Origin of the sequence: Alterinioella nitratireducens, from assembly GCF_013155465.1 — a bacterium.
GTDB classification, from domain to species: Bacteria; Pseudomonadota; Alphaproteobacteria; order Rhodobacterales; family Rhodobacteraceae; genus Alterinioella; species Alterinioella nitratireducens.
This window is the reverse complement of the sequence record NZ_JABJVX010000017.1, coordinates 22,626-49,621: the sequence shown is the minus strand read 5'-3', so window position 1 is coordinate 49,621 and position 26,996 is coordinate 22,626. Positions and strand designations below refer to the sequence as shown.

The window sequence follows — 26,996 nt, the reverse complement described above, 5'->3', positions numbered from 1 at the left end:
GCCTCGCTTCGCTATGCGAAGGCTCCGCTCAGCCCGCGCTACCGGCGGGAGTTACACCAACTGTTGGGACACTGCTCTTTGGTAGACGCATTGCGCCTGAGAAAAGCGTTAGCTTTTAACTGGTTAGTGCTGAAAGGACGAAGTTCTTTCGGCATTTGTTGAGGTCGCTGTGGGGTAACTCCCGTGGAAGTTCGAGTCTTCTCGACCGCACCAATTCATCTCATGTCAATCGTTGCAGATGACGGGGCGGCCTGGCGCGGGGGCGCTCGGTCGACCGAGCGCATGTGCGGCCCGTTGACGGGCCGCGTCCGCCGCGACGGGCCCTTTATCCGGTCGCGGCGTCCCGCGCGCTGTGGCTGTCGAACCAGGTGGCGATGGCCTCGATGCAGGCGTTGCGCAACGCGTCGACCTCCATCAGCAATTCATGGCGCGCGCCCTCGATCACCTCGAGCCGCCCGCCCGGCCAGTTCTCCATCCTTGCGTGAACCGCCGAGGGTTCCACGATGCTCTCCTCCGACCCGATCATGGTCAGGGCGGGCATATCCAGCGGGTCCAGCGCGACCAAGGTGGCGCATTCCTCGACCGCGGCATGCACCCAGGTGATGGAGGGGCCGCCGAGTGCCAGTTCGGGATGTCGGGCGGTCTGGCCCTCCATATAGGCGAACTGGTCCCGGTCATGGGTAAGCGGGTTGTCCTCGAACGCCATCGGCGCGGCGGGGCCGGTGGTGGGCGCGAAGGTCTTGTCCAGGCCGAGCGGCTTGGACAGCCCCATGACGATGCCAGAGATGGCCTTGAGGAACCCGGTCATGCGGATGCCCCACATCGGCGCGGAAAACACCGTCGCGGCAACGGGCAGCCCGTCATAGAGCGCGCGCAAGCCGATCGCCCCGCCCATCGAGTGGCCAAGCAGGAAATGCGGGCCCCGCAGGTTCAGCACGCGCAGCGCCTCGCGCAGGGCCGCCACATCCTCGCGGTATTCGTCGAAGCTCATGACATGGCCCATGTCGCGGCGATGCGCGGGGCGGTCGGCCAGGCCCTGGCCGCGCCAGTCCACGGCGATCATGCCATATCCGCGCGCCGCGAATTCCGCCGCGACGCGGCCGTATTTCTCGATATATTCGGTCCGGCCCGGAAACATCAGGACGGTGCCCTTGTCCCCCTGCGGCCAGACGCCCAGGCGGATGCGGGTGCCGTCGGCGGCGCGCAGCCAATAGGCCTGCGCCCCCGAAGGGCCCTCCGCGATATCCGCAAGATAGGGGGCCGGTTCCAGCATCGCTCAGGACAGGTGGCCGGCCAGGCGCATGGCGGTGCCCATATCTCCGTCGAGCTTGAGGCGCCCGCCCATGAAGGCGGAGGTCGGGTTCAGCTCGCCCGAGAGGATCTCACGGAACGTGTCGGCATCGGCGGTCAGCGTCACCTCGGTTTCATCGCCGTCGCTGCCTTCGCGCACGCCCGCGCCGTCGACCACGACCGAGCCTTCGCCCTCGATCTCGAATTTTGCCGAGCCGTCGAATTCGCCGTCGATCTTTTCGCGCAGGGCGGCAACGGCCTCGGTGATGATATCGCTCATATTTTCGTTCCTTTTGGTCACGGGCACCGGAAAACGCTGGAATGATCGGTGCCGAATGTTAAATTCAGGTAAGAACATGATGACTATGACCTCAATATACAACGCTATCGTGGCGGCAGCCATTGCGATCTGGCTGGGGCTTTCCCCGGCGCAGGCGCAGGGCAATGACCTGGATCGCCTGTTCGACAGCCTGCGCGATCCCGGCACCACGGATTGGCAGCGCATCGAGGAAGAGATCGAGCGTCGGCTGTCCAATTCCGGCTCGCCCTCCGCCGACCTGCTGCTCAGGCGCGGGATGCAGGCGCTGGAGGCCGAGGATTACGGGGCCGCCATCGACCACCTGACCGCGCTGACGGATCACGCGCCGGAGTTTTCCGAGGGCTGGAACGCGCGTGCCTCGGCCTATTTCATGGCCGGTCTCTATGGCCCCGCGATGCAGGATCTGGCCCGTGTGCTGACGCTTGAGCCGCGCCATTTCGGCGCGCTTAGCGGGCTTGGCATCATGCTGGAGGAGATGGACGAGCCCGAGCGCGCGCTGGCCGCCTACCGCGCCGCCGCCCGCATCCACCCGCGTCAGCCCGAGATCGCCGCCGCCATCGAGCGGCTGAACCGCGCGACCGAGGGCACGGCGCTCTGACGCGCCACCAAATCCACGAAGGACGAGCGACATGCAGCGCGACGGGCGCATCACGGCTGTCTTGGGGCCGACCAATACGGGCAAGACGCATTACGCGATCGAACGGATGCTGTCCCATCGCACCGGTATCATCGGGCTGCCGCTGCGCCTGCTGGCGCGCGAGGTCTATGACAGGATCGTCGCCCTGCGCGGCCCGCGCGTCGTGGCGCTGGTCACCGGCGAGGAGCGCATCGTGCCCGACAGCGCCCAATACTGGGTCTGCACCGTCGAGGCGATGCCGCCCGGCATGGGCTGCGATTTCCTGGCCATCGACGAGATCCAGCTTTGTGCGGACCCTGAGCGCGGCCATGTCTTCACCGACCGCCTGCTGCGCGCGCGCGGGCTGCACGAAACGCTGTTCCTGGGCTCCGACACCATGCGCGGGGCCATCGCGGCGCAGGTTCCCGGCGTCCAGTTCACCCGGCGCGAGCGGTTTTCCGATCTGACCTATACCGGGTCGAAGAAGATCAGCCGCATGGTGCCGCGATCCGCCATTGTCGGCTTCTCAGTCGAGAACGTCTATGCCATCGCCGAGCTTCTGCGCCGTCAGCGGGGCGGGGCGGCGGTGGTCATGGGCGCGCTGTCCCCCCGCACCCGCAACGCGCAGGTGGAGCTTTACCAGAACGGCGATGTCGATTTCCTGGTGGCGACGGATGCCATCGGCATGGGGCTGAACCTCGATATCCGGCATGTCGCCTTTTCCGGCCTGCGCAAATTCGACGGGCGGCGGATGCGGGCGCTGGCGCCCAATGAACTGGCCCAGATCGCGGGCCGGGCCGGACGCTATACCGAGCCGGGCAGTTTCGGCGTGACAGGCGAGGCCCCGCCGCTGGACGAGGCGACGGTGACGGCGATCACCGAGCACAGTTTTCGCCCCGTCCAGAAACTGCATTGGCGCAACGCGCGGCTGGAGTTTGGCTCGGCTCAGCGGCTTATCGCCAGTCTGGAGGCCCCGACAGGCGACGATTGGCTGACCCGCGCGCGCGAGGCCGACGACCTGATGGCGCTGAAGACCATCGCGGCGATGCCGGAAATGGCCCCGCGCCTGACCGATGCGCATGGGGTCAAGCTGCTCTGGGATATCTGCTGCATCCCCGATTTCCGCGGCATCAGCCATGCGGAACATGCGCAGCTTCTCGCGCGTATATTCGAGTATCTGCAGGATCTGCACCGCGTGCCCGACGACTGGCTGGCGCGGCAGGTCAAGCGTTTGGACCGTACGGATGGCGACATTGACACATTATCGAAACGGTTGGCCTATATTCGCACATGGACCTATGTTGCGCAGCGGAAGAACTGGGTCGATGACGAAACCCATTGGCGCGAGGCGACGCGTGCCGTAGAAGACCGCCTGTCGGACGCCCTGCACGGGGCGCTGACCCAGAGATTTGTTGACCGGCGCACATCCGTGCTCTTGCGCCGGTTGAAGCAGAAGGAGGGCCTCGTGGCCGACGTGAATGACAAGGGTGAAGTGACGGTCGAGGGCGAATATGTCGGCCGTCTGGAAGGGTTCCGGTTCCGGCAGGATGCCAGCGCCGGGGCCGAGGAGGCCAAGACATTGCGTCAGGCGGCGGTCGCGTCCCTCGCGCCCGAGTTCCATCTGCGTGCCGACCGCTTCTACAACGCGCCCGATACCGAGTTCGATTTCACCGAGCAGGGCGGGCTGATGTGGGGCGACATGGCCATCGGCAAGCTGGTCAAGGGGCCGGAGCCTCTGAAACCCATCGCCGAAGCCTTTGTCGACGAGGAGGCGGGACCGGAGGTGGTGCAGAAGGTGCAGCGCCGCTTGCAGCATTTCATCGACCGCAAGATCGCCACGCTGTTCGAGCCGCTTCTGGCGATGAGCCGGGATGAGGCGATCACCGGCCTTGCGCGCGGGTTCGCCTTCCGCATGGTCGAGGCGCTCGGCGTCTTGCCGCGCGGCCCCGTCGCCGATGAGGTCAAGGCGCTGGACCAGGACGCGCGCGGGCTGTTGCGCAAGCATGGCGTGCGGTTCGGCCAGTTCACGATCTTCCAGCAGGCCCTGCTGAAGCCCGCGCCGACACGGCTGCGCCTGGTGCTCTGGGGTCTGGCCAATGACCATGCGGAATTCGCCGAAAGCCCGCCGCCGGGCCTGGTGACGATCCCCGCCGTCGAGGGGGCGGACCCCGCGTTTTACCCCAATGCGGGCTACCGTCTGGCAGGCGCGCGCGCGATCCGCATCGACATGCTGGAACGCCTCGCCGACATGCTGCGCCAGCAGGACACGCGGGGCGGCTTCGAGGCGACGGCCGATATGCTCTCGATCACCGGCATGACGCTGGAACAGTTCGCGGACCTGATGGAAGGTCTGGGCTACAAGGCCGAGAAGGGCGAGCGCGTGAAGGTGAAAGCGCCCGTGGAAGAGGCGAAAGCCGCGCCCGAGGCCAGCGATACCCCCGATCCGCCCACGGAAGTGCCGGACGAGCAGCCCGATGAGGGCCCGAGCGAGCCGCCGCAGGAAACCCCCGTCGAAGACCCCGACACCGGCCCGGCGGAACCGCCGACCGAATTGCCGCCCGCCGAGCCGCCCACCGAAATCCCCGAGGCGCAGGCCACGGAAGAGCCCCCCGAGACGGAGGTGTTCTACACCTTCGCCTGGGCGCCCCGCCGCCGTCCGAACCCGCAGGGCCAGCGCCGCGACGCCAAACCCGGCGGCAAACCGCGCGGCAAGGGTAAGCCCAAGGGTGGCCCGAAAGGCGCGCGCGGCGACAAGCCCAAGAGCTTCAGCGCACAGCCCAAGCGGCACGAGAAGAAGATCGACCCCGACAACCCGTTCGCGCAGGCGCTGGCGGGGTTGAAGACCGACAGCTGAGCGGCGCGGCCCCCTCCCGGCTGCGGCTCGACAAATGGCTGTGGCAGGCGCGGTTCTACAAGACCCGCAGTCTGGCCGCGCGCATGATCGCGGGCGGGCATGTGCGGGTGAACGCGGTCAAGACCCACAAGCCCGCCGCCACCGTCACCCCGGGCGATGTGCTGACCTTCCTGCAGGGGCGCGACATCAGGGTGGTGCGGGTTGTGGCGCTTGGTGAGCGGCGCGGACCGGCGCCCGAGGCGCAGGCGCTCTATGACGATCTGACGCCCGCCAAGGACGATGTTCCGCGAAATCCGGGCTATGAAGGAAAGGGCCGCCCAACGGGCAAGGATCGCCGGGCGCTTGGTTCTTTACGTCGCAGCCCGCTTGAATGATCGGGTGCTGGGGATTACACCCCATGACGACACCTGAAATGGATGCGCCATGACCTACGCCGTTCTCGAAAACTGCATCAATTGCAAATATACCGACTGTGTCGAGGTCTGCCCGGTGGATTGCTTCTACGAGGGGGAGAATTTCCTGGTCATCCACCCCGACGAGTGCATTGACTGCGGCGTGTGTGAGCCCGAATGCCCCGCCGACGCGATCCGGCCCGACACGGAACCGGATATGGAAAAATGGGTAGAGCTGAACCGCAAATACTCGGAATTGTGGCCTGTCATCGTCTCCAAGAAGGAACCGTTGCCAACGGCGGAGGAGTTCGACGGCAAGCCGGACAAGCTGCCGCTTCTGTCCGAAAACCCCGGTGAGGGCGGCTGAAGCGATTCGGGAGACCGGCAGGCCGGTTCTGCGCCTGCCAAATGCGATGTTGCCCCTGCGGCAAGACGCTGTAAAACCAGCGATTTCGCGCGTGCGCCCCACGCCGCGCTTTGATTCGGCCCTTTTTTGTGCTATGTTAAGGGCTGAAACCAGTCTGTGAGAGAATTCCGCGCGTGCTGCCAGACGCGCATCACACCATCCGTAATGCACCTCGTGTTGGAAGGCTCCGCTTTCCTCGCGGTGTTTTTGTCGCCTGATACCCGGGCTTGAGAGGAAGAACCAGATGAGCAAATCGCGTAAACAGGATTTCAGCCCGAACGAATATGTCGTCTATCCGGCGCATGGCGTGGGCCAGATCGTGTCCATCGAGGAACAGGAGATAGCCGGGCTGACGCTCGAGCTATTCGTGATCTCCTTCGAGAAGGACAAGATGACCCTGCGCGTGCCGACAGCCAAGGCCACCGAGGTGGGGATGCGCTCGCTCTCCAGCCCCGATGTGGTCAAGAAAGCGCTTGAGACCCTCAAGGGCAAGGCCCGCGTGAAGCGCGCGATGTGGTCGCGCCGGGCGCAGGAATATGAGCAGAAGATCAATTCCGGCGATCTTATCGCCATTGCCGAGGTCGTGCGCGACCTGCACCGCGCCGATGACCAGCGTGAGCAGAGCTATTCCGAGCGTCAGCTCTATGAGGCGGCGCTTGAGCGTCTGACCCGGGAACTGGCCGCCGTGAACGGCATGGACGAGGCGGGCGCGCAGAAGCGTGTCGATGATGTGCTGACCGCCCGCGCCGCCGCCTGAGAGCCGGATGAAGACTGAAACGGCCCCGTCGCAGGGAACTGCGGCGGGGTTTTCTTATGTGACGGCGGCAGTGAGGACCGCGAGCGCGGCAATCTCGGCCAGTTGCTGCGACGCGCCCAGGATGTCGCCGGTCTGCCCGCCGATCTTTGCCTGCGCGATGGCGGCGATGCCAAGCGTGAGCAGCGCGATCCCGATCACCGCCCATACCGCCGCGCCCCCGCAAAGCAGCAGCGCCGGGATCAGCGCCAGCGCCAGCGCGCCCCATGCGGCCCCAAGGGGCGGCTGCCCCACCGCGCGCGACAATCCGCCGGGGCGGGCCGGGTCCAGCATCGCCATCACGAACACCATCGGCACCCGCGACAGAAGTGCGGCCGCGACAAGCACGGGCCAGAACGCCCCGGCCCCGATCAGCGCCACCAGCAAAGACCAGCGCGCCAGCAGCGACAGGATCAGCGCGATCACGCCATAGGTGCCGATGCGGCTGTCCTTCATGATCTCCAGCCGCCGCGCGCGGTCCCATCCGCCCCAGAGCCCGTCCGCCGTGTCGGCCAGCCCGTCCTCATGCATGGCGCCCGTCACCAGGATCATCACGGCGAGGCCCGCGGCGGCGGAAAGACCCGCGGGCAGGGCCGAGGTCAGCCAGATGCCGATGCCCCCCGCCAGCGCCACGGCCAATCCCGCCACCGGCCAGGCCCAGGAGGCGGCGGCCCCGCGCGTGAGGTCGACCTCACCGGGCAGCGGCAGCCGCGTCAGCAGCCCGAGCGCCAGGCGCAGATCGCCGAAAACTCGGTGCGTTATGTCGGTCCCGGCCATGCCGCATCCCTCTTTTCCGTCGCATTCCCTCTGGCAATCGGCCATACCGGCCCGGCCCCGGCCTTGCAATGAAAGAGACGCACCGACCATGACCGCCACCTTCGCCTCCCTCGCCGAGTTCCGCGACCGTCTTGCCGCAGCCCCCGGCCCCGACCACGCCGCGACCGAAGGGGCCGAGGCCCGCAACGGGCAGTTGACGAAGCCCCCCGGCGCGCTTGGGCGGCTGGAGGATCTGGCGATCTGGTATGCCGGGTGGCGCGGCGATGCGCGGCCTGCGATCAACGCGCCGCAAGTGCTGGTATTCGCCGGCAATCACGGCGTCACCGAACGCGGCGTCAGCGCCTTTCCGGCGGAGGTGACGGTGCAGATGGTGGCGAATTTCCGGGCCGGGGGGGCGGCGATCAACCAGCTGTCGAAGGCGGCGGGGGCAAGGATGGATGTCCATGCGCTGGAGCTTGACCGGCCCACGGGCGATTTCACCCAAGGCCCCGCGATGCAGGAGGGGGAGTCTCTCGCCGCGCTGGCCACGGGCTGGAACGCGGTTTCGGAGGATGCCGACCTGTTGGTCACGGGCGAGATGGGGATCGGCAACACCACGTCCGCGGCGGCCATTGCCCATGCGCTTTTTGGCGGCGAGCCCGCCGACTGGACCGGGCGCGGCACCGGTGTGGACGATGCGGGGCTGGCGCTGAAGACGCGTGTGGTGGCCGAGGGGCTGGCCGCCAACCCCGGCGCGTCGGGTGACGGGCTGGAGGCGCTGCGCTGCCTTGGCGGGCGCGAACTGGCGGCGATGGCGGGCGCGATCGCGCGGGCGCGGGTCGAACGCATCCCGGTGATCCTGGACGGGTTCATCTGCACCGCCGCCGCCGCCTGCCTGGAAAAGGCGGTGCCGGGGGCGCTGGATCATGCCGTTGCCGGGCACCTTTCGGCCGAGGGCGCGCATCGGGCGCTCCTGACGCGGCTCGGCAAGGCGCCGCTTTTGTCACTGGGCATGCGGCTTGGCGAAGGCTCGGGCGCGGCGCTGGCGGTCCAGATCCTGAAGGGCGCCGTCGCCTGTCATTCGGGCATGGCGACCTTCGAGGAGGCGGGCGTGGCGGCGGGCGAGGCATGATCTTCCTCATCCTCCTCCTCGTCGTCCCGTAGCGGCGCTTCGGCGGCGTCAAGCTGCGTCGCCAGCGCCGTTTCCAGCGTGTTGTTCAACTCGCGCGCGCGTTCGACATAGGCGTTGTTCTCGGCCAGCGGGGTGCCGGGTTTCCACAGCTCGGCCAGTTCGCGCAGCACCTGCCGGTCATGGCGGTAGAAGGCCATCTCCATCTCATGCGCCTCGTATTCCGTGAGGCCGACATTCTCCAGCACGTAGCGCCCGGCGCGCAGCGAGCTGTCGAACATCTCGCGCACGATGTCATTGGCCCCGGCCTGGTAGAGTTGGTAGACATGCACCCGGTCATAGGCGCGCGCGACGATATGCAGATCGGGGCGGCGCTGGCGGGCATAGGCGACCAGTTGCACGGCGTCTTCCTTGTCATCCATCGCCACCACCAGCACCGTGGCATGATCCAGCCCCGCGGCGTGCAGCAACTCGGGCCGGGTCGGATCGCCGAAGAAGCCGTGATAGCCAAAGCGGCGCATCAGCTGGATCGTGGCAAGATCGTTGTCCAGAACAACCGTGCGCTTGCCCGCCGCCTGCACCATGCGGTTGACGACCTGTCCGAAACGGCCCGTGCCTGCGATGATGATCTCCTCCGGCGCGTCGATCTCGTCGGCCTCGCGCTCGGTCTCGCCGGACTCGGAGATATAGGAGGACAGCACGTCGTAGATGATGAAAACCAGCGGCGTCAGCAGCATCGACAGGGCGACGACCAGCAGCAGGATCTCGACCAGCGATTGCGACAGCACATGCTGCGTGACCGCGAAGGAAATGAGGACGAAGCCGAACTCCCCCGCCTGTGCCAGGCCGAGGGTAAAGAGCCACTGATCGCGTCCCTTGAGCCCGTAGACCCACCCGATCACGAAGAGGATCAGCCCCTTGATGATCATCACCGCGAGCGTCAGCCCGATGATGATGGCGAAGTTGGAGAACAGCACGCCGAACCTGATGCTGGCGCCCACGGTGATGAAGAACAGGCCGAGCAGCAAGCCCTTGAAGGGCTCGATATTGGCCTCGAGCTCGTGTTTGAACTCGGAATTGGCCAGCACCACGCCCGCGACAAAGGCGCCAAGCGCGGGCGAGAGGCCGACGAGGACCATGAGCAGCGCGATGCCGACCACGATGACCAGCGCCACGGCCGTGTACATCTCGCGCATCCGGGCCATGTGGATGAACTGGAACAGCGGCCGGGTCAGGTATTTTCCGCCGATGATGACGGCGGCGACGGCGGCGATTGTGATGAGGGTCACGCCCCAGGCGGGCAGACCATCGACCAGCGACATGCCCGCCTCCTGCGCCTCGGCGGCGGCGGCGGTGACCGAGGGACGTTGGATGGCCCCGTCCGGGCTGAACACCGCGGGGGAGGGGATCGCCAGCAGCGGCAGGATTGCCAGCATCGGGATGACCGCGATATCCTGCGTCAGCAGGACCGAGAACGAGGAGCGCCCGCCGGTCGTGCGCAAGAGCCCCTTTTCGGTCAGCGTCTGCAAGACGATGGCGGTCGAGGACAGCGCGAAGATCAGCCCGACCGCCAGTGCCGGTTGCCAGCTGAGGCCGAGCCAGTAGGCCAGCGCCCCGATGGCCACCGTCGAGACCAGAACCTGCGCGGTGCCGAGGCGCAGCAGCTTGTCGCGCATGTCCCACAGCCCCTTGGGGTCCAGCTCCAGCCCGATCAGGAACAGCATCATGACGACGCCGAATTCGGCGAAATGCTGCAATTCGACAGGATCGACGCCCGCCCGGTTCAGGATCGGACTGATCACGATCCCGGCGATCAGGTAGCCCAGGACCGAGCCGAGCCCCAGGCGGACCGACAGCGGCACCGCGATGACCATGGCGGCAAGGAAGATCGTGGACTGGAAGAGGATGTTGTCCATAAGGGGCGTGACGTCTCCGTTTTCTGGTCAGACCGGCAGCGGCGCGTCGGTCTTGGGTTGGTCCATGACGATCTGCGACTGCACGCGCGCCACATTGGGATGGGGCAGCAGGCGGCCATGGATCAGCCGGTGCAGCGCCTGCAAATCCTCGCACCAGACCCGCAGCAGGTAATCCGCTTCGCCGGTCAGGGTAAAGGCGGCCGTGACCTCGGGCGTCTCGCGCAGCAAGGTGACGAAACTGGTGTCGATCTCGGCGCTGTGGGTCTTCATCTGCACCTGCACGAAGGCCTGCACATGCAGCCCCAGGCCCTGCGGGGCGACCACCGCGCGCGCACCGGTCACGATCCCCGCCGCCTCCAACCTCTGGCGGCGGCGTCCGGCCTGGCTGGGGCTGAGGTTGAGCATCTCGCCCAGATCCTGCGCCGTCAATTGGGCATTGTCCTGTATCGCCCTCAGAAGACGGCGATCGGTGGCATCCAGCATCTGCGATTTTTCCGCGCGTTTCCTGCTCCGCACGCATTCTTTACGCGCTTGTCGAATGGTAGCACATCGCTTTCGCGCGGGCAACGCGCGCCCATTGCGTGGCCCCGGCCCGCAGGCGACCGGGACGACAGGTCATGCGCCGCCTTCCCTTTCATTTTGCCGACAATACCTGCGGGGGGTCCGGGGGGCGGCAGCCCCCCGCGGATCGGCGCGCGAAGCGCGGCGAAATCCTTCGCTTACCGCCCGCGGATCCTCGGATCCAGCGCATCGCGCAGACCGTCGCCGATATAGTTGACCGACAGCACCGTCAGCGAGATCGCCAGACCCGGCCAGATCACCCGCTCGGGGTTCCTTTGCAGCCATTCGGTGCCATCGAACAACAGCCGCCCCCAGGTCGGGTAGTCGGACGGAAAGCCGAGCCCCAGGAAGGACAGCGCGCTTTCGGTGATGATCGCGTTGGCGATGCCGAGCGTGGCCGAGACCATGATCGGCGACATCACGTTGGGCAGCACGTGACGGGTGATCATCCGGTGCGAGGGCGTGCCGATGGATTTCGCCGCCAGCACGAACTCGCGCTCCTTCAGCGCCAGCACGTCGCCACGCACGATCCGGGCGGCCTGCATCCAGCTGGTGATGCCGATGACGAAGACGATGAGGATGAAGATGCCGTTTTCCGGCCCGAACGTGCTGCGCAGCGTGTCGCGGAACAGCATGATGATGACCAGCAGAAGCGGCAGCAGCGGCAGCGCCAGGAAGAGGTCGGTCAGCCGCATCAGCGGCCCGTCGAGCTTCTTGAAATAGCCCGCGATGACGCCCACGAACGTGCCGAGCAACAGGCTCAGCGCCATTGCGGTCAGGCCCACGGCGATCGAGGTGCGCCCGCCCGCCATCATCCGCGCCAGCGTGTCGCGGCCCAGTTGGTCGGCGCCCATCGGATGCGCCCAGGAGGCGCCCTGGTTGCGGGCGCGGATGTCGATATAGGTGGCGTCGATCGGCCACAGATAGGGGCCGACATAGACGAAGAGCAGCATGAAGACGAAGAAGCCGAGCCCGAACAGCGCCCCCTTGTGGGTCTTGAACTGGTCCCAGACATCCCACCACTGGTTGCGCGGCGCACGGTAGCCCTGTTGCTCGTTCACATTGGCCAGATCAGTCATAGCGGATCCTCGGGTCAAGGACGCCATAGAGGACGTCGGCAATCAGGTTGAAGAGCACGATGAGCACCGCGAAGATGAAGGTCAGCGTCTGCACGGTGGGGATGTCGCCGCTCTGGATGGCGACGATCAGCAACTGGCCGAGGCCGTTCACCTTGAACACCTGCTCGGTGATGATCGCGCCGCCGAAGACCTGCGGCACGCCAAGCGCGATGACGGTGACGACCGGGATCATCGAGTTGCGCAGCACGTGGATCAGGACCACGACCCGCTCGGTCATGCCCTTGGCGCGGGCGGTGCGCACGTAATCCTGGTTCAGGTTGTCCAGCATCGAGGCGCGCATGAAGCGGCTGATCTGGCTGGCATTGTAGAGGCCCAGGACCATCACCGGCATGATGATCTGCTTGAGCTGCACCACGAAGCTCGCCCAATCCGTCACTACATGGGTGGTGTCGTAGACCGAGGGGAACCAGCCAAGCTGGACCGAGAAGATGACGATGAAGAGGACGCCGGTGAAGAAGGTCGGGACAGAGAAGCCGAGCATCGAGACGAAAGTGCCGATCTGGTCGAACCAGCTGTATTGCCGGTAGGCCGAGATCACCCCGATGGGCACCGCGATCAGGATCCCGACGACATAGGAGGTGCCGACCACCCACAGGGTCTGCGGCATGCGCTGCGCGATGATATCGACGACCGGGCTGCGGGTCTGCCACGAGATCACGCGGGTGCGGTCGCCATCGCCGAAGCTCAGGCCGGTCCATTGCTCCAGCAGGTTCAGCGGCTCGTTGATGAAGAATTGCTGCAACCAGAGCGCAAAGCGCACCACCATCGGCTCATCGAGGCCGAGCGAGGCGCGGATCTCGGCGCGCACTTCGGGCGGGATCGTCAGGGGCAGGCTGGCCGTCGGGTCGGACGGGGCCAGGTCGAGGATCAGGAAAATGATCAGACTGATGAACAGAAGCGTCGGGATTGCCAGGAGCAAGCGACGGAGCGTGAAGGTCAGCATGGGCGCCTCGGTTCAGAAGTCTGGCAGCGTGCCATGGGCGGGGAAGGGGTGGCCCCCCCGGCGACCCGCGAATGCGCGGGCCGGAGGGGCCGGTGATATCAGGTCAGACCGGGGTTACTCGGCCCGCGACCATTCGGCGATGTTCCACAGCTCGGAATCCCAGTCGGACATCCGGACACCTTCCAGGGTCACGGCATGGGCCGAGACGCCGCCACGGTGGATCAGCGGGATGATCGAGTAGCTTTGCACCAGCATGTCGTTCATCTCCTGCGCCAGGCGGCCGCGCTCTTCCAGGGCTGCGGTCTGGGCCATCTCGTCGACCAGGGCGTCATAGGCCGGGTCGCAGAAACGCTGGATGTTCGAGCCCTGCCACTGGGTGTCGGGGCCAGGGATCTCGTTGCAGCGCCAGTTGGCCATGTAGGCCTCGGGATCGACGCCCGCGAAGTTGTTCGTATACATCTCGATATCTGCATAGAACTTCTGGAACGTGTCCGGGCTGGAGGGGTCGCCGCCGAAGAAGACCGACGCGTCGATGTTGCGCAGCTCGACCTCGATGCCGATTTCTTCCCACCACTGCTTGACCAGCGCCTGGGTGTCCTGACGGACGGCGTTGGTCGAGGTCTGGTAGAGAACGCTCAGGCGGATACCGTCGCGCTCGCGCACGCCGTCGCCGTCTTCATCGACCCAACCGGCATCTTCCAGCACCTGCGCGGCACCTTCGAGATCCTGCGTCAGGCAGTCGTCATTGGCGGTCGAGGCATAGAGCTCGGGCGCCGGCAGCACGTTGCAGGTGGCCTGACCACCGGCCCCATAGCCGATTTCCACCAAAAGCGCGCGGTCGATGGCCATGGACATGGCCTGACCCACGGCCGGGTCGGTCAGGAACGGATGTTCGCCGCCTTCCAGGGTGGAGCGCATGTCGCCAAGCGCGGGGTCGGGATTGGTCTGGTTCAGGTGCAGACGCTCGACGCTCGTGCCGAAGGCGGTCACGACCTCGCCGATGCCGTTGGCTTCCATTTCGGCCAGGATGGTCGGGTCGATCTGGAGGTTCCAGGCATAGTCGAATTCACCGGTTTCCAGAACCGCACGGGCCGCGGAGGCCGCGTCGCCGCCGCCTTTGAAGACCACGGTGGCAAAGGCCGGCTGATCCGGCACGCGGTAGTTCTCGTTCGCCGCGTAGGTGATCACGTCATTGGGACGGAACTCGGTGACGACGAAGGGGCCGGTGCCGATCGGGCCAAAGTTGGCCTCGGTGCATTCGGGGGCCGCCGCGCCCAGGCAATCCGCGAATTGTGCGGCCTGGATCAGCGGGCTTTCAGCCCCCACCAGCGCGGTATAGGGGAACGGCTTGGGCGCGGTGAAGTTGATGCGGATGGTCCGGTCATCGACCGCTTCCACGCTTTCCACCCCGTCGAAATAGGACGCCTGCGCGCAGCCGCCTTCGGGATCGGTGCAGTATTGCCAGGTGAACACGGCGTCATTGGCCGTGACCGGGCTGCCATCGGACCAGGTGATGCCCTCGGACAGGACCCAGGTGATGGAGGTCAGGTCTTCGGAGACGCCGCCGTTTTCCACGGTGGGGATCTCGTCCACCAGACGCGGAACCAGTTCGCCGTTGTTGTCGAAGCCGGCCAGCGGCTCCAGCACCAGCGAGGCCGCCTCGACCTCCTTGGTGCCGCCCGACAGATACGGGTTCAGCGTCGAGGGTGCCTGCCAGTAGATGATGTTGAGCTGGCCGTCCGAGCCCCTTTCAGCCAGCGCTGCCGCGGGGGACAGCGCAAACGCCGCTGCGGCCCCGAGCATGAGATGTCTTAGTTTCATGTGTCTCTCCTTGTTGGTTTGCTCTTATTGCCTCGGACGCCGCCGGTTCAGCCGGCGGTCTGGGTATCGTTGAACAGGTGGCAGGCGACGAAGCGGCCCGCCGAAACTTCGCGAAACTCGGGGTCGATCTGGTGGCATATATCCATCACGCTGGGACAGCGGGTGCAGAAATTGCAGCCCTTGGGCGGGTTGGAGGGGCTTGGCACATCGCCTTGCAGGATCACCCGGTTGGCCTCGTCATGGGAAACCGGGTCGGGTTCGGGCACGGCCGAGAGCAGTGCCTTGGTATAGGGGTGGTGCGGATCCTCGTAGAGGCCGTCGCGCGGGGCCAGTTCGACGATCTTGCCCAGATACATGACCGCCACGCGGTCGGCGATATGGCGCACCATGGACAGGTCGTGACTGATGAAAAGGTAGGTCAGGCCAAGCTCGGTCTGGAGGTCTTCCAGCAGGTTCACCACCTGCGCCTGGATCGACACGTCGAGCGCCGCGATGGGCTCGTCACAGACGATGAATTTGGGGTTCAGCGCCAGGGCGCGGGCGATGCCGATACGCTGCCGCTGGCCGCCGGAAAACTCATGCGGGTAGCGGTTGGCGAAATCGCGGTTGAGGCCGACCTCGTCCATCAGCTCGTAGATGCGGTTCAGCCGTTCCTTGCCGGTCTTGTTGGAATGCTCGCTGAGCGGCTCACCGATGATGTCGGCCACGGTCATGCGCGGATTGAGGCTGGCCTGCGGATCCTGGAACACCATCTGCATGGTGGGCCGGATGCGGCGCAGGGCGCGGTCATCTGGGGCAAACTCATCGACCGAGACACCTTCCGAGGCGCCGCGCAGCCGGTAGATCACGGAACGCGACAGGCGCGAAACCAGATAGGTCGCGACCAGTACGGCCAGCACGGCGATCACGATCGGCCAGGCCCCGGTCAGCATCTCGGTCGCGCCGAGCCAGATCACCAGCGCCGCACCCAGCAAGAAGGCCGCCCAGGTCGCCCATCGACCGATCCTGTCGGCCTGGTCACTGATCCGGCGCGCCTCGATATTGTCCCAGGCCAGTTCCTTGCCGTCGATGATGATCGAGCCTTCGGTCGGTTCGTAAAGCCGCAGCACGGCGCGCCCGCAGGTCGACTTGCCGCAACCGGATTCGCCCACAAGACCAAGGGTTTCGCCCTCGTAGATGTCAAAGCTGACACCATCCACCGCCTTCACGTCGCCGGTATGGCGGCGCAACAGGCCGGTGTAGATCGGGAAATACATCTTGAGCCCGCGCACCGAGACGAGCTTGCGCTGCTGGCTGGCGTCAAACATCGCGCGCCTCCCCGGTATCGGGATCCCAGAAACAGGCGACATCGTGGCTGTGGCCGACGCTGATCCGCCAGGGGTTTTCCTGCGCGCAGCGCGGCATCGCCTCGGGGCAGCGGTCACGGAAGGGGCAGGCGGTGGGTTGGCCCGACAGCATCGGCGGCTGGCCCTGGATCACCTTCAGCCGCTCGGCCCGCGCGCCGCGCACATGCGGCACGGTTTCCAGAAGCGCGCGGGTATAGGGATGCTTGGGGTTGGCGAAAAGCTCCCGCACCGGGCCCTGTTCGACGACCTGGCCGCCATACATCACCAGCACGCGGTCGGCGATGCCCGCAATGACGCCAAGGTCATGCGTGATCCAGACGATCGCCATGCCCAGTTTCTTGCGCAGCTCGGCGACCAGTTCCAGGATCTGCGCCTGGATGGTGACGTCCAGCGCCGTGGTCGGCTCATCCGCGATCAGCACCTCGGGGTCGCAGGCCAGCGCGATGGCGATCATCACGCGCTGGCGCATGCCGCCGGAAAACTGGTGCGGAAAATCCTTGAGGCGGCGCTGTGCGTCGGGAATGCCGACCAGTTCCAGCAGTTCCACCGCGCGCTTGCGGGCCTTGGATTTGCTCAGCCCCATATGCTTGCGCAGGGGTTCCATCAGCTGAAAGCCGACATTGAAGACCGGGTTGAGCGAGGTCATCGGGTCCTGGAAGACAAAGCCGATCCGCGCGCCCCTGATGGCGCGCAACTGGTCCTCATCGGCGCGCAGCAGGTCCATTCCGCCGAAATTGACCTGGCCATTGCGCACCTCGGCGGGCGGCGATGGCAGAAGGCCGATAAGCGACATCATGGTCACGGATTTTCCGGAACCGCTTTCGCCGACAACGCCAAGCAATTCACCCGCTTCCAGGTGAAAACTGACATTGTTGACCGCGTGAACCTCCCCACGTCGGGTTTTGAAAACGGTTTTGAGGTCCTTGACATCAAGGACGGAGGGCTTTGCCCCATCTAGCATCTCAAGACGCCTCACCGGTTGGACATGCCCCGCCTCTGACGGGCGGGTGCTGATTTGCCGGTAACGGTAACAGGATTCGCTTTTCCCGCAAGCGGTTTGAAGCTCCACCATGCCCGCGACGGGATTTTCCGGCAGAATGAAAGGGTTGCGGGGCGTGGCCTTGACCTCCCCCGGCGGCGGGATCAGGCTGGCGGCAAGCAACCAGGAGCGCCCCGCCAATGACCACCGCCATGACTTCGCGTCAAATTCTGGAAAAGCTGGTGTCTTTTCCGACCGTTAGCAGCGAAAGCAATCTCGACCTCGTGGATTGGGTCGAGGGCTATCTGAACGATCTGGGCGTCACCTGCCATCGCGATTATACCGAGGATGGGCGCAAGGCCTCACTCTTTGCCCATATCGGGCCGGAAGTGGAGGGCGGCGTCATTCTGTCGGGCCATACCGACGTTGTGCCGGTCGAGGGGCAGGCCTGGTCCACCGATCCCTTCACCGTGGTGGAAAGGGACGGAAAGCTCTTCGGGCGCGGCACCTGCGACATGAAAGGGTTCGACGCGCTAGCCCTTGGTCTCGCGGCGCGCGCGGCCGAGGCGCCCCTGACCCGACCGCTGCAAATCTGCCTCAGCCGCGACGAGGAGATCGGCTGTATCGGTGCGCCACCGATGATCCGGGCGATGCAGGGCGTGGTGCCGAAAGCCGCGCTTGCCATCATCGGAGAGCCTTCGATGATGCAGGCGGTCACGGGCCACAAGGGCGGCATCGGCTTCGTCACCCATGTGCGCGGCTTCGAGGTGCATTCCTCGCTGATTGACCGGGGCGTGTCGGCGATCATGGAAGCGGCCAAGCTGATTGACTGGGGCAACAGGATGAATGCCGAGAACCGCGCGCGGGGCGCGACCGGGGCCGATGCCCTCTTCGATCCGCCCTACACGACCCTGCATGTCGGTGTGATCGAGGGCGGCACGGCGCATAACATCACCGCCAAGGATTGCCATTTCCTGATGTCCTTCCGCTGCGTGCCGGGTGAGGATGCGGATGAATGGGGCCAGCGCTACGTCGATGAGGTGCGCAAGCTGGAGGCGCAGATGCAGGCGGTGCGGCCGTCGAGCTATATCGAGCTGTCCTCCAGCTGGAACGTGCCCGGCCTGCGCCCCGAGGAGAACGGCGAGGCCGAGGCGCTGGTGCGCCGCCTGACCGGCGACAACGCCACCCATGTCGTCAGCTACGGCACCGAGGCGGGCCAGTTCCAGACCGAGGGGTATTCGGCGGTCGTCTGCGGACCCGGCGATATCGCGCAGGCGCACCAGCCCGACGAATTCATCTCGGTCGCGCAGTTCGAGGCCGGAGAGGCGTTCATGGACCGGCTGCTCAAGACGCTCTGCGAATGACGCAATTTCCGATCGGCCTGCACCGGCCCGTCGAACACCCCGGCCCGTTGCCCGAGGCTGCCGATGCGGTGATCATCGGCGCGGGCGTGATCGGCGTGATGACGGCCTATCACCTTGCCGCGAAGGGCCTGCGCGCGGTGGTCGTCGAAAAGGGCCGCGTCGCGGGCGAACAAAGCAGCCGCAACTGGGGATGGGTCCGCCAGATGGGCCGCGACCCTGCCGAGCTACCGATCATGATGGAGGCGAGCCGACTGTGGCATCAATTGCAGGCCGAGACCAATGAGGGCCTTGGGCTGGTGCAATCGGGGCTGACGTATCTCGCCAAGGATCAGGCCGCTTTGGAGCGGCATCGGGCCTGGCTGGCCTCGGTCGAGGGATCGGGCGTCGATTCGGTCATGCTGACGGCGGAGGAGGTCCGCGCCAAGCTGCCGGGCTGCACCCTGCCGGTGGTGGGCGGGCTGCACACGGCCAGCGATATGCGGGCCGAGCCGTGGCAGGCGGTGCCCGCCCTGGCCCGCGCGGCGGTGCGCAAGGGCGCGGTGATCGTCGAGGATTGCGCGGCGCGGGTGCTGGATGTGCAGGGGGGCCGTGTCGCGGGGCTCTGGACCGAGCAGGGGTTGATCCGCGCGCCCGAGGTTCTGGTCGCGGGCGGGGCGTGGTCGTCGCTCTTCCTGCGCCGCCACGGGATCGACATTCCGCAACTCTCGGTGCGCGCCTCGGTCATGGCGACCGGCCCGATGGAGGCGGTGCATGAGGGCGGCGCGCTCTTTGACGACCTGGCCTTTCGCAGGCGGGTCGATGGCGGCTACACGCTGGCCCTGTCGGACGCGCATGATTTCTGGATCGGCCCCGATGCGTTCCGGCATTTCCGTGCCTTCTGGCCGCAACTTCGTAGTGACCCGTTCGGCCGGCGCTACCGGGCGATGGCCCCCAAGGGCTACCCCGATGCCTGGGGCACGGCGCGCAGATGGGAGAAAGATGACGAGACCCCGTTCGAGCGGATGCGGGTGCTGGACCCGGCCCCGAACCGGCGCTTGCTGACCGAGGCGCGGCGGCGGTTCCAGGCGGCCTGGCCCGCATTGGCGCAGGTATCGGTGCGGACCGAATGGGCGGGCATGATCGACGTGCTGCCCGACGAATTGCCGGTGATGGAACGCCACGCGGCGCTGCCCGGCCTCAGCATCGCCACCGGGACAAGCGGGCATGGCTTCGGGATCGGACCGGGCTACGGGCGGGTGATGGCGGACCTGATTGCGGGCAATGATCCGGGCCATGACCTGACCCCGTTCCGGCTGGCGCGGTTCCGCACATGACCCCCTTGCCGCCGCCGCGCGGATCGGTCACCTTCTGCCGCAAACACCCCTCAATCCCGGAAAGGTCAGGCCGATGCCCGTCAAGAACCGTTTTGCCGAATTGCTGCCCGAGATCACCGAATGGCGCCGCGATATTCACGAGAACCCCGAGATCCTCTATGACACGCACCGCACCTCGGCGCTGGTGGCCGAAAAGCTCAAGGCGTTCGGCTGCGACGAGATCGTGACCGGCATCGGGCGCACCGGCGTTGTCGGCGTGATCAAGGGCAAGTCGGACGGCTCGGGCAAGGTGATCGGGCTGCGCGCCGACATGGATGCGCTGCCCATCCTCGAGGCGACGGGGCTGCCCTATGCCTCGAAGACACGCGGCGCGATGCATGCCTGCGGCCATGACGGGCATACCGCGATGTTGCTTGGCGCGGCGAAATACCTGTCCGAGACGCGCAATTTCGACGGCACCGTCGTGGTGATCTTCCAGCCCGCCGAGGAAGGCGGCGGCGGCGGCAAGGAGATGTGCGACGATGGCATGATGGAGCGCTTCGGCATCCAGGAGGTCTACGGCATGCACAACTGGCCGGGCCGCCCGGTGGGCAGCTTCGCGATCCGTCCGGGCTCGTTCTTTGCCGCCGCCGACCAGTTCGACATTCATGTCACCGGCAAGGGCGGCCATGCCGCCAAACCGCATGAGACGCTGGACACGACCGTCATCGCCAGCCAGATCGTCATCGCCCTGCAAACCATCGCCAGCCGCAATGTCGATCCGGTGAAACAGGTCGTGGTCTCGGTCACCAGCTTCGAGACCGGGTCGAAGGCGCATAACGTGATCCCGGAAACGGTGCATCTGAAAGGCACCGTGCGCACGCTGGATGGCGAGGTGCAGGACCTGACCGAGGCGCGCATGAGGGAGATCGTCGACCTGACCGCGCGCGCCTATGGCGGCCGCGCCGAGATCGACTATCGCCGCGGCTATCCCGTCATGGTCAATTCCGAGGAACAGACGGCGTTTGCCGCCGAGGTGGCCAGCGCCGTTTCCGGCGACTGTGCCGATGCGCCCCTTGTCATGGGCGGCGAGGATTTCGCCTTCATGCTGGAGGAACGCCCCGGCGCCTATATCCTGGTGGGCAATGGCGACACGGCGATGGTCCACCACCCGGAATACAACTTCAACGACGAGGCGATCCCGGCGGGCTGTTCGTGGTGGGCCGAGATCGTGGAACGGCGGATGCCTGCGGCCTGAGCAAGGTTTCGCGGCCCCCAGGCGCATCGTCCGCCGACAGCAGGTATTTCCGCGAAGAAGATGAGGATAGGGTCGACATGACCCATCTTCATCTTGGTGCAAATACTTCGGGGGGTGTTTGGGGGGCAGCGCCCCCCAACGGATCGTCGCCAAAGGCGGCGAAACCGCCCCCGGTCTACCCGCCCGTATGGCTCATGTGGCGGCTCATCTGGCCATCCACGGCCTGCCGGGAATAGTCGAAATCATGGCCCTTGGGTTTCAGCGAAATCGCCTTGCGGATCGCGTCCTCAAGCAGGTCGTCCTTGGCAGACGCCCTCAGCGGCGCGCGCAGGTCGGCCATGTCTTCCTGGCCCAGGCACATGTAAAGCTCACCCGTGCAGGTCAGACGCACCCGGTTGCAGCTTTCGCAGAAATTATGTGTGAGCGGGGTGATGAAGCCGATCTTCTGCCCGGTTTCCTCCAGCCGCACGTAGCGCGCGGGGCCGCCGCTGCTTTCGGCTAGGTCGGTCAGGGTGAATCGTTCGCCCAGACGCGCGCGCAGATCCTTGAGATCCCAATACTGGTCCAGCCGGTCTTCGTTGCCCAGGTCGCCCATCGGCATGACCTCGATGAAGGTCAGGTCCATGTCACGCGCGGCGCACCATTCCTGCAAGGTGAACAGCTCATCCTCGTTGAAGCCCTTCAGCGCCACCGCGTTGATCTTGATGCGCAACCCGGCCTCGCGCGCCGCGTCGATGCCCGCCAGCACCTGTTTCAGGCGGCCCCACCTTGTGATGTCGGCAAACTTCTGCTCGTCCAGCGTGTCGAGCGAGACATTGACCCGGCGCACCCCCGCCGCGACCAGGTCATCGGCGAAACGCGCCAGCTGGCTGCCATTGGTGGTCAGGGTCAATTCGTCCAGATCGCCGCTGTCCAGATGCCGCTTCATGCCCTGGAAAAAGGTCATGATCCCCTTGCGCACCAGCGGCTCGCCGCCCGTGATGCGCAGCTTGCGCACGCCCAACCGGATGAAGGTGGAGCACATGCGGTCCAGTTCCTCCAGCGTCAGAAGCTCCTTCTTCGGCAGGAAGGTCATGTTCTCGGACATGCAGTAGACGCAGCGGAAATCGCAGCGATCTGTGACCGAGACGCGCAGATAGGTGATGGCGCGGGCGAACGGGTCGATGAGGGGGGCGGTTTGGGACATGGGGCCTATCTATGCCCCGCGTGGCCCTCTCGCAAGCATTGAAGCATGCGCGAATTGCGCCTAGGCTTTCGCCCATGACAGATATTGCACGCATGTTGGTGATGGTCGGAACGGTGGCGCTGCTGGCGGGCTGTTCCAATCTCATTCCCGGTTCCCTGGGTGGCGGCTTTCCGGGCGGCGGGCGCGGGAGCGATCAGGTCGAGGACATGGCCGCGCTGCCGGATGAAAGCGCTGCGGCGGAGGAGGCCGAAGAGGCCGAGGACGCGGGCGCACAGGAGGCCCCGGTCGAACCCGGCACGCTTGGTCAAACCGTCGCGTCGCTCGGCAATCCGGCGGAGCCCGGCCTGTGGCTGGAGACGCCGCTTGTGACCTCGGAAACACCGGGGCGGATCACCACCGAAGGCGGGGCCTCGGCCGATGTCACGCTGCGCCCCTCGGGCGGCGCGGCCGGATCGGGCAGCCGCATCTCGCTGGCCGCGATGCAGGCGCTTGGCGTCAGCCTGACCGACCTGGTGACGCTGACGGTCACGGCAGGTCAATAGGGACATGGAGCGTCGCCTCTTTCGCGAGGCCCGCGATTGGCAGGCGCTGCGGGACGGGTTTTCCTGGGATATTCCTTCCGACATGAACATCGCGGCGCTGTGCTGCGATGATTGGGCGCGTGCCGACCCCGACCGCGTGGCGGTGATCCATCGCGGCGGGGATGGCGCGCGGCAGGTCTGGACCTATGGCCAGATGAAACGCGCGTCCGACGGGCTGGCCGTCGCGCTGGCGGCGAAGGGCGTGGGGGCGGGCGACCGGGTCGCGATCCTGCTGGCGCAGCACCCTCATGCGCTGATCACCCATTTCGCGGCGATGAAGCTGGGGGCCGTGTCCCTGCCTCTCTTCACGCTGTTCGGCGAGGATGCTTTGCGCTACCGGCTTGCCGATAGCAGCGCGCGGGCCTTGGTGACGGATCCGGCCAATCTCGACCGGGTGCTGGCGCTCTGCCCCGACCTGCCGGGGCTGGAGGTGGTGATTTCGACCGGAGCGGCCAAGCCCCCCGTGCTGTCGTTGCCCGACCTGATCGGGACACCGGCGCGGGGGTTTCAGCCGGTCGCCACCGGGGCCGATGATCCGGCGATGATGATCTACACCTCGGGGACCACCGGCGATCCCAAGGGGGTGCTGCACGCGCATCGCTTCCTTATCGGGCATCTGCCCTGCACGGAACTGACGCAGAGCCTGTTTCCCCGCCCCGGCGATATCGGCTGGACACCCGCCGATTGGGCCTGGATCGGCGGGCTGATGGATATGGCGATGCCCTGCCTCTATTACGGCGTGCCGCTGGTCAGTCACCGGTTTGCGAAATTCGACCCCGACGCCGCCTTTGCCCTGATGGTCGAGGAGGGCGTCAGCAATGCCTTCATCCCGCCCACGGGCCTGCGGCTGATGCGGGGGGCGCGGCTGCCCCAGGGGTTGCGCCTGCGCGCGGTCAGCTCGGGCGGCGAGCCCCTGGGCGGCGATTTGCTGGACTGGGGGCGCGAGACCCTGCGCGCCGACCTGGGCGAGCTTTACGGCCAGACCGAGGCCAACCTGCTGGTCGCCTCCAGCGTCATCGGGATGCAGCGGCACCCCGGCGCGATGGGGCTGCCGGTGCCGGGGCATGACGTGACGGTGCTGGATGCGGAGGGAAATGAGGCCGGAACGGGTGAGGTGGGCGAGGTCTGCCTCAGGATGCCCGACCCGGTGGCGTTCCTGCGCTACTGGAACAAGCCCGAGGCGACGGCGGAAAAGGTCCGCGATGGCTGGTTGCGCACCGGCGATCTGGCGACGCGGCGCAGCGATGGGCACCTGGTGTTCCATGCCCGCGACGATGACGTGATCACCTCGGCGGGCTACCGGATCGGCCCGTCCGAGATCGAGGCGGCGCTCTTGCGTCACCCGGATGTGGTGATGGCCGCCGTGGTGGGCGAACCCGACCCGATCCGCACCGAGATCGTGGTCGCCCATGTCGTGCTGCGCGACGGTGCGGATGGCGCGGGGATCGAGGCGGCGCTCAAGGACCTGGTGCGCACCCGCGTCTCGGCCCATCTGGTGCCGCGCAAGGTGGTGCTGGCCGACAGCCTGCCGATGACGGCAACCGGCAAGATCATGCGGCGGGCCCTGCGCAAGTGATGGCCCGCCGTTTTCGCGTCACGATTGCGCCGGCTGCGCGTCGTCCTCGGCTGCGGGGTTGGAGCTCAACCGCAGCACGGTGAACCCGATCAGCCCCGAGACCAGCGAGCCGGACAGCACGCCCAACCGCACCGCATCCATCAGCGCCGCGTCGCCGAAGCTGAGCGAGCCGATGAAAAGCGACATGGTAAAGCCGATCCCGGCAAGACAGGCGAGCCCGTAGATATGCACCCAGGTCACGCCATGCGGCAGCTGCGCGAGGCCGGACTTGACGGTCAGCCAGGTCAGGCCGAAGACGCCGATCTGCTTGCCCAGGACCAGCCCGAGCGCGATGCCGAGCGGCAGGGGCGCCATCAGGTCGGCAAGGGACAGCCCCTCCAGCGATACGCCAGCATTGGCGAAGGCGAAGATCGGCACAATCAGGAACAGCACGTAAGGGGCCAGCCCGTGCTCAAGCGAATGCAGCGGCGACTTGCCCCATTTGTCGGTCAGCGGAATGAAGAAGGCGGTGACAACGCCCGCAAGCGTCGCGTGGACGCCCGATTTCAGCACCAGCACCCAGAGGATCAGGCCCAGGATCAGCGACGGCGCGACCCGGTGGGCGCCCTTGATGTTGAACCAGAACAGGCCCGCCAGCGGCACCAGCCCCATCAAGAGGTAATTGACCTTCAATTCGGCGGTGTAAAACAGCGCGATGATGACGATCGCCCCGAGGTCGTCGAGAATGGCCAGCGTCAGCAGGAACACCTTGAGCGCCGAGGGCACGCGGCTGCCGACCAGCGCCAGCACGCCAAGCGCGAAGGCGATATCAGTCGCCGCCGGAATGGCCCATCCCCCGATGGTCTCGGGATTGCCCCAGTTCAGCGCGACGAAGATCAGCGCCGGCATCGCCATGCCCCCCACGGCCGCCATGCCCGGCAGGATCACGTCGCGCGGGTTCTTCAGCTTGCCTTCCAGGATCTCACGCTTCAGCTCCAGCCCGATCAGGAAGAAGAAGATCGCCATGAGGCCGTCATTGATCCACAGGATCAGCGGCTTCTCCAGCCCGCCGCCATCCAGCGTCACCGCGAAAGGCAGGCTCAGCAGCCAGTCATAGGTCGGTTGCAGGGCCGAATTGGCCACCAGGAGGGCGGCGATGGCCGACAGGCCCAACAAGATCCCGCCCGAGGCGTCATGAGAGAAAAATCGGTCAATGGCGCGCAGCAGCATCGGCTTCCCTGAGAAAAAGAGATATGATTGTTTGCAAATGGGGCTGTCGGGGCCGATTTCAACGGAAATCGTCGGGATTTCCGGCCTGTTCCGGCCAGAAATCCGCCGCTTGCACCTTGAAAACCCTCCGATAGGGGGGCAGCTTGGCGGCAACGCGAAGGTGGTCGGACCTTCCCCCGAGAGGTATTGCCATGGCCCTTCCCGCGAAACAGCAGCTGATTTTCTGGGCCGTGTTCACCGCCGTTTTCCTGGCGCTCTTCTGGGCCCTGGGCAACGTGCTGCTGCCCTTCATCGTGGGCGCGGCGATCGCCTATATCCTGGACCCGCTGGCAGACCGGCTTGAAACCTGGGGCCTCACGCGGACCTGGGCTACGGTGGTGATCTTCGCGCTGGCGGTGCTGGTCGGGCTGCTGACATTGCTGCTGGTCGTGCCGCTTCTGGTCACCCAGGTGATCGACCTGATCGACGCCGCCCCGCGCCTGTACGAGACCGCGCGCGAACAGGTCATCGAATATTTCCCCTCGATCGTGAACGAGAACAGCGCCATGCGGCAGGCCTTTGCCGACCTGATGGAATCCGCCCGCAGCCAGGCGGGGTCGCTGGCCTCCTCGGTGCTGGCCTCGGCGGGCAGTGCGCTGAGCGGGATCATCGTGCTGGTGGTCTCGCCGGTGGTGGCCTTCTACCTGCTCCTGGACTGGGACCGGATGATCGCGCGCATCGACGAGCTTTTGCCGCGCGACCATGCGCCGGTGCTGCGCGACCTGGCCCGCGATATCGACGCCACGCTGGCCAGCTTCATCCGGGGGCAGGGCACGGTCTGCCTGATCCTGGGCACGTTCTATGCCGTCGCGTTGATGCTGGTGGGGCTGCAATTCGGGCTGGTGGTGGGCCTCTTCGCGGGACTGATCTCGTTCATTCCCTATATCGGGGCGCTCTTCGGCGGCGTGCTGGCCGTGGGGCTGGCGTTGTTCCAGTTCTGGGGCGAGTGGTACTGGATCGCCGCCGTGGCGGGCATCTTCATGATCGGCCAGGCGGTCGAGGGCAATATCCTGACCCCCAAGCTGGTCGGCGATTCTGTCGGGCTGCATCCGGTCTGGCTGCTGCTGGCGCTGTCGGCCTTCGGGGCGCTTTTCGGCTTCGCGGGCATGCTGATCGCGGTGCCGGTCGCTGCCGTCATCGGCGTCGTCATGCGCTACCTGGGCGAGCGCTATCGCGACGGGTTGCTCTATCGCGGGCAGACGGGCCGGGCGCGGGAAGAAGACGGCTGAGC

The 26,996-nt window shown here is 66.3% G+C and carries 24 protein-coding genes; 12 read left to right on the top strand and 12 right to left on the bottom strand.

What is annotated here, in order from left to right; translation table 11 throughout:
* Positions 1 to 325 precede the first annotated feature (325 nt).
* Together HNS34_RS18275 and HNS34_RS18270 are read right to left on the bottom strand one after the other, a co-directional pair.
* Positions 326 to 1,273, bottom strand: coding sequence for an alpha/beta fold hydrolase (locus tag HNS34_RS18275; RefSeq protein WP_172321535.1), 948 nt, complete (start codon positions 1,271 to 1,273; stop codon positions 326 to 328).
* A 3-nt stretch (positions 1,274 to 1,276) separates the two neighbouring features.
* On the bottom strand, positions 1,277 to 1,570 hold the full coding sequence (locus tag HNS34_RS18270; RefSeq protein ID WP_172321534.1) for an SCP2 sterol-binding domain-containing protein: 294 nt from the start codon (positions 1,568 to 1,570) through the stop codon (positions 1,277 to 1,279).
* Positions 1,571 to 1,646: 76 nt separating this feature from the next.
* Between HNS34_RS18270 and HNS34_RS18265 the strand changes: the two genes are divergently transcribed.
* The 5 genes from HNS34_RS18265 to HNS34_RS18245 all read left to right on the top strand — a co-directional run bounded on the left by HNS34_RS18265 (position 1,647) and on the right by HNS34_RS18245 (position 6,634).
* Entirely contained in the window at positions 1,647 to 2,207 is a 561-nt protein-coding gene (locus HNS34_RS18265; RefSeq protein WP_214647530.1) for a tetratricopeptide repeat protein, read from the top strand.
* Positions 2,208 to 2,238: 31 nt separating this feature from the next.
* Entirely contained in the window at positions 2,239 to 5,079 is a 2,841-nt protein-coding gene (locus HNS34_RS18260; RefSeq protein ID WP_172321533.1) for a helicase-related protein, read from the top strand.
* Positions 5,076 to 5,453, top strand: a complete 378-nt coding sequence (locus HNS34_RS18255; RefSeq protein ID WP_172321538.1) for an RNA-binding S4 domain-containing protein — start codon at positions 5,076 to 5,078, stop codon at positions 5,451 to 5,453. The genes HNS34_RS18260 and HNS34_RS18255 overlap by 4 nt, the downstream gene beginning before the upstream one ends.
* 49 nt (positions 5,454 to 5,502) lie before the next feature.
* The gene (fdxA, locus tag HNS34_RS18250) at positions 5,503 to 5,838 is read left to right on the top strand and encodes a ferredoxin FdxA (protein ID WP_172321532.1); all 336 of its coding nucleotides are present in this window, start codon (positions 5,503 to 5,505) and stop codon (positions 5,836 to 5,838) included.
* A gap of 283 nt (positions 5,839 to 6,121) precedes the next feature.
* Positions 6,122 to 6,634 carry a CarD family transcriptional regulator gene (locus HNS34_RS18245; RefSeq protein ID WP_172321531.1) on the top strand — a complete coding sequence of 171 codons (513 nt, stop codon included), beginning with the start codon at positions 6,122 to 6,124 and terminating at the stop codon, positions 6,632 to 6,634.
* 54 nt (positions 6,635 to 6,688) lie between these two features.
* Here the strand turns inward: HNS34_RS18245 and cobS are convergent, their stop codons facing one another.
* Positions 6,689 to 7,447 carry an adenosylcobinamide-GDP ribazoletransferase gene (gene cobS / locus HNS34_RS18240; RefSeq protein WP_172321530.1) on the bottom strand — a complete coding sequence of 253 codons (759 nt, stop codon included), beginning with the start codon at positions 7,445 to 7,447 and terminating at the stop codon, positions 6,689 to 6,691.
* An 88-nt stretch (positions 7,448 to 7,535) separates the two neighbouring features.
* Between cobS and cobT the strand changes: the two genes are divergently transcribed.
* Complete coding sequence (cobT, locus tag HNS34_RS18235; RefSeq protein ID WP_172321529.1) at positions 7,536 to 8,558, top strand: nicotinate-nucleotide--dimethylbenzimidazole phosphoribosyltransferase; 1,023 nt, start codon at positions 7,536 to 7,538, stop codon at positions 8,556 to 8,558.
* On the opposite strand, the gene HNS34_RS18230 is transcribed toward cobT, so the two are convergent.
* The 7 genes from HNS34_RS18230 to HNS34_RS18200 form a co-directional block, all read right to left on the bottom strand.
* Positions 8,504 to 10,471, bottom strand: coding sequence for a cation:proton antiporter domain-containing protein (locus HNS34_RS18230; protein WP_172321528.1), 1,968 nt, complete (start codon positions 10,469 to 10,471; stop codon positions 8,504 to 8,506). The two genes, cobT and HNS34_RS18230, sit on opposite strands and share 55 nt — an antisense overlap.
* A 27-nt stretch (positions 10,472 to 10,498) precedes the next feature.
* The gene (locus HNS34_RS18225) at positions 10,499 to 10,954 is read right to left on the bottom strand and encodes an Lrp/AsnC family transcriptional regulator (protein WP_172321527.1); all 456 of its coding nucleotides are present in this window, start codon (positions 10,952 to 10,954) and stop codon (positions 10,499 to 10,501) included.
* 236 nt (positions 10,955 to 11,190) lie between these two features.
* Positions 11,191 to 12,111 carry an ABC transporter permease gene (locus HNS34_RS18220; RefSeq protein WP_172321526.1) on the bottom strand — a complete coding sequence of 307 codons (921 nt, stop codon included), beginning with the start codon at positions 12,109 to 12,111 and terminating at the stop codon, positions 11,191 to 11,193.
* Complete coding sequence (locus HNS34_RS18215) at positions 12,104 to 13,114, bottom strand: ABC transporter permease (RefSeq protein ID WP_172321525.1); 1,011 nt, start codon at positions 13,112 to 13,114, stop codon at positions 12,104 to 12,106. The genes HNS34_RS18220 and HNS34_RS18215 overlap by 8 nt, the downstream gene beginning before the upstream one ends.
* Positions 13,115 to 13,228: 114 nt before the next feature.
* Positions 13,229 to 14,935: a peptide ABC transporter substrate-binding protein gene (locus HNS34_RS18210; RefSeq protein WP_172321524.1), complete on the bottom strand. Its 1,707-nt coding sequence runs from the start codon at positions 14,933 to 14,935 to the stop codon at positions 13,229 to 13,231.
* A gap of 47 nt (positions 14,936 to 14,982) precedes the next feature.
* Positions 14,983 to 16,242 (bottom strand): oligopeptide/dipeptide ABC transporter ATP-binding protein, encoded by a 1,260-nt coding sequence (locus HNS34_RS18205; RefSeq protein WP_328700574.1) that lies wholly within the window; start codon positions 16,240 to 16,242, stop codon positions 14,983 to 14,985.
* Positions 16,235 to 17,242 (bottom strand): ABC transporter ATP-binding protein, encoded by a 1,008-nt coding sequence (locus HNS34_RS18200; protein ID WP_172321523.1) that lies wholly within the window; start codon positions 17,240 to 17,242, stop codon positions 16,235 to 16,237. The genes HNS34_RS18205 and HNS34_RS18200 overlap by 8 nt, the downstream gene beginning before the upstream one ends.
* A gap of 218 nt (positions 17,243 to 17,460) precedes the next feature.
* Here HNS34_RS18200 and argE point away from each other — a divergent pair, with 218 nt between their 5' ends.
* The 3 genes from argE to HNS34_RS18185 all read left to right on the top strand — a co-directional run bounded on the left by argE (position 17,461) and on the right by HNS34_RS18185 (position 21,174).
* Complete coding sequence (argE, locus tag HNS34_RS18195; RefSeq protein ID WP_172321522.1) at positions 17,461 to 18,624, top strand: acetylornithine deacetylase; 1,164 nt, start codon at positions 17,461 to 17,463, stop codon at positions 18,622 to 18,624.
* The gene (locus tag HNS34_RS18190; RefSeq protein ID WP_172321521.1) at positions 18,621 to 19,937 is read left to right on the top strand and encodes an NAD(P)/FAD-dependent oxidoreductase; all 1,317 of its coding nucleotides are present in this window, start codon (positions 18,621 to 18,623) and stop codon (positions 19,935 to 19,937) included. The genes argE and HNS34_RS18190 overlap by 4 nt, the downstream gene beginning before the upstream one ends.
* 73 nt (positions 19,938 to 20,010) lie before the next feature.
* Positions 20,011 to 21,174: a M20 aminoacylase family protein gene (locus HNS34_RS18185; RefSeq protein WP_172321520.1), complete on the top strand. Its 1,164-nt coding sequence runs from the start codon at positions 20,011 to 20,013 to the stop codon at positions 21,172 to 21,174.
* Positions 21,175 to 21,349: 175 nt separating this feature from the next.
* On the opposite strand, the gene moaA is transcribed toward HNS34_RS18185, so the two are convergent.
* Positions 21,350 to 22,360, bottom strand: coding sequence for a GTP 3',8-cyclase MoaA (moaA, locus tag HNS34_RS18180; RefSeq protein WP_172321519.1), 1,011 nt, complete (start codon positions 22,358 to 22,360; stop codon positions 21,350 to 21,352).
* A 74-nt stretch (positions 22,361 to 22,434) separates the two neighbouring features.
* On the opposite strand from moaA, the gene HNS34_RS18175 reads away from it, so the two are divergent.
* Positions 22,435 to 22,902, top strand: a complete 468-nt coding sequence (locus tag HNS34_RS18175) for a D-galactarate dehydratase (protein WP_172321518.1) — start codon at positions 22,435 to 22,437, stop codon at positions 22,900 to 22,902.
* A 4-nt stretch (positions 22,903 to 22,906) separates the two neighbouring features.
* Complete coding sequence (locus tag HNS34_RS18170) at positions 22,907 to 24,517, top strand: AMP-binding protein (protein ID WP_172321517.1); 1,611 nt, start codon at positions 22,907 to 22,909, stop codon at positions 24,515 to 24,517.
* Positions 24,518 to 24,535: 18 nt separating this feature from the next.
* On the opposite strand, the gene nhaA is transcribed toward HNS34_RS18170, so the two are convergent.
* A complete protein-coding gene (gene nhaA, locus HNS34_RS18165; protein WP_172321516.1) occupies positions 24,536 to 25,726 on the bottom strand; it encodes a Na+/H+ antiporter NhaA in 1,191 nt (396 codons plus the stop codon).
* A 191-nt stretch (positions 25,727 to 25,917) separates the two neighbouring features.
* On the opposite strand from nhaA, the gene HNS34_RS18160 reads away from it, so the two are divergent.
* The gene (locus HNS34_RS18160) at positions 25,918 to 26,994 is read left to right on the top strand and encodes an AI-2E family transporter (protein ID WP_172321515.1); all 1,077 of its coding nucleotides are present in this window, start codon (positions 25,918 to 25,920) and stop codon (positions 26,992 to 26,994) included.
* Positions 26,995 to 26,996 lie beyond the last annotated feature (2 nt).

What these genes read in the sequence shown, in the direction of transcription:
- HNS34_RS18275 (WP_172321535.1), bottom strand. Translation starts at nt 1,273, where the DNA reads ATGCTGGAACCGGCCCCCTATCTTGCGGATATCGCGGAGGGCCCTTCG.
- HNS34_RS18270 (WP_172321534.1), bottom strand. Translation starts at nt 1,570, where the DNA reads ATGAGCGATATCATCACCGAGGCCGTTGCCGCCCTGCGCGAAAAGATC.
- HNS34_RS18265 (WP_214647530.1), top strand. Translation starts at nt 1,647, where the DNA reads ATGATGACTATGACCTCAATATACAACGCTATCGTGGCGGCAGCCATT.
- HNS34_RS18260 (WP_172321533.1), top strand. Translation starts at nt 2,239, where the DNA reads ATGCAGCGCGACGGGCGCATCACGGCTGTCTTGGGGCCGACCAATACG.
- fdxA (WP_172321532.1), top strand. Translation starts at nt 5,503, where the DNA reads ATGACCTACGCCGTTCTCGAAAACTGCATCAATTGCAAATATACCGAC.
- HNS34_RS18245 (WP_172321531.1), top strand. Translation starts at nt 6,122, where the DNA reads ATGAGCAAATCGCGTAAACAGGATTTCAGCCCGAACGAATATGTCGTC.
- cobS (WP_172321530.1), bottom strand. Translation starts at nt 7,447, where the DNA reads ATGGCCGGGACCGACATAACGCACCGAGTTTTCGGCGATCTGCGCCTG.
- cobT (WP_172321529.1), top strand. Translation starts at nt 7,536, where the DNA reads ATGACCGCCACCTTCGCCTCCCTCGCCGAGTTCCGCGACCGTCTTGCC.
- HNS34_RS18230 (WP_172321528.1), bottom strand. Translation starts at nt 10,471, where the DNA reads ATGGACAACATCCTCTTCCAGTCCACGATCTTCCTTGCCGCCATGGTC.
- HNS34_RS18225 (WP_172321527.1), bottom strand. Translation starts at nt 10,954, where the DNA reads ATGCTGGATGCCACCGATCGCCGTCTTCTGAGGGCGATACAGGACAAT.
- HNS34_RS18220 (WP_172321526.1), bottom strand. Translation starts at nt 12,111, where the DNA reads ATGACTGATCTGGCCAATGTGAACGAGCAACAGGGCTACCGTGCGCCG.
- HNS34_RS18215 (WP_172321525.1), bottom strand. Translation starts at nt 13,114, where the DNA reads ATGCTGACCTTCACGCTCCGTCGCTTGCTCCTGGCAATCCCGACGCTT.
- HNS34_RS18210 (WP_172321524.1), bottom strand. Translation starts at nt 14,935, where the DNA reads ATGAAACTAAGACATCTCATGCTCGGGGCCGCAGCGGCGTTTGCGCTG.
- HNS34_RS18205 (WP_328700574.1), bottom strand. Translation starts at nt 16,242, where the DNA reads ATGTTTGACGCCAGCCAGCAGCGCAAGCTCGTCTCGGTGCGCGGGCTC.
- HNS34_RS18200 (WP_172321523.1), bottom strand. Translation starts at nt 17,242, where the DNA reads ATGCTAGATGGGGCAAAGCCCTCCGTCCTTGATGTCAAGGACCTCAAA.
- argE (WP_172321522.1), top strand. Translation starts at nt 17,461, where the DNA reads ATGACCACCGCCATGACTTCGCGTCAAATTCTGGAAAAGCTGGTGTCT.
- HNS34_RS18190 (WP_172321521.1), top strand. Translation starts at nt 18,621, where the DNA reads ATGACGCAATTTCCGATCGGCCTGCACCGGCCCGTCGAACACCCCGGC.
- HNS34_RS18185 (WP_172321520.1), top strand. Translation starts at nt 20,011, where the DNA reads ATGCCCGTCAAGAACCGTTTTGCCGAATTGCTGCCCGAGATCACCGAA.
- moaA (WP_172321519.1), bottom strand. Translation starts at nt 22,360, where the DNA reads ATGTCCCAAACCGCCCCCCTCATCGACCCGTTCGCCCGCGCCATCACC.
- HNS34_RS18175 (WP_172321518.1), top strand. Translation starts at nt 22,435, where the DNA reads ATGACAGATATTGCACGCATGTTGGTGATGGTCGGAACGGTGGCGCTG.
- HNS34_RS18170 (WP_172321517.1), top strand. Translation starts at nt 22,907, where the DNA reads ATGGAGCGTCGCCTCTTTCGCGAGGCCCGCGATTGGCAGGCGCTGCGG.
- nhaA (WP_172321516.1), bottom strand. Translation starts at nt 25,726, where the DNA reads ATGCTGCTGCGCGCCATTGACCGATTTTTCTCTCATGACGCCTCGGGC.
- HNS34_RS18160 (WP_172321515.1), top strand. Translation starts at nt 25,918, where the DNA reads ATGGCCCTTCCCGCGAAACAGCAGCTGATTTTCTGGGCCGTGTTCACC.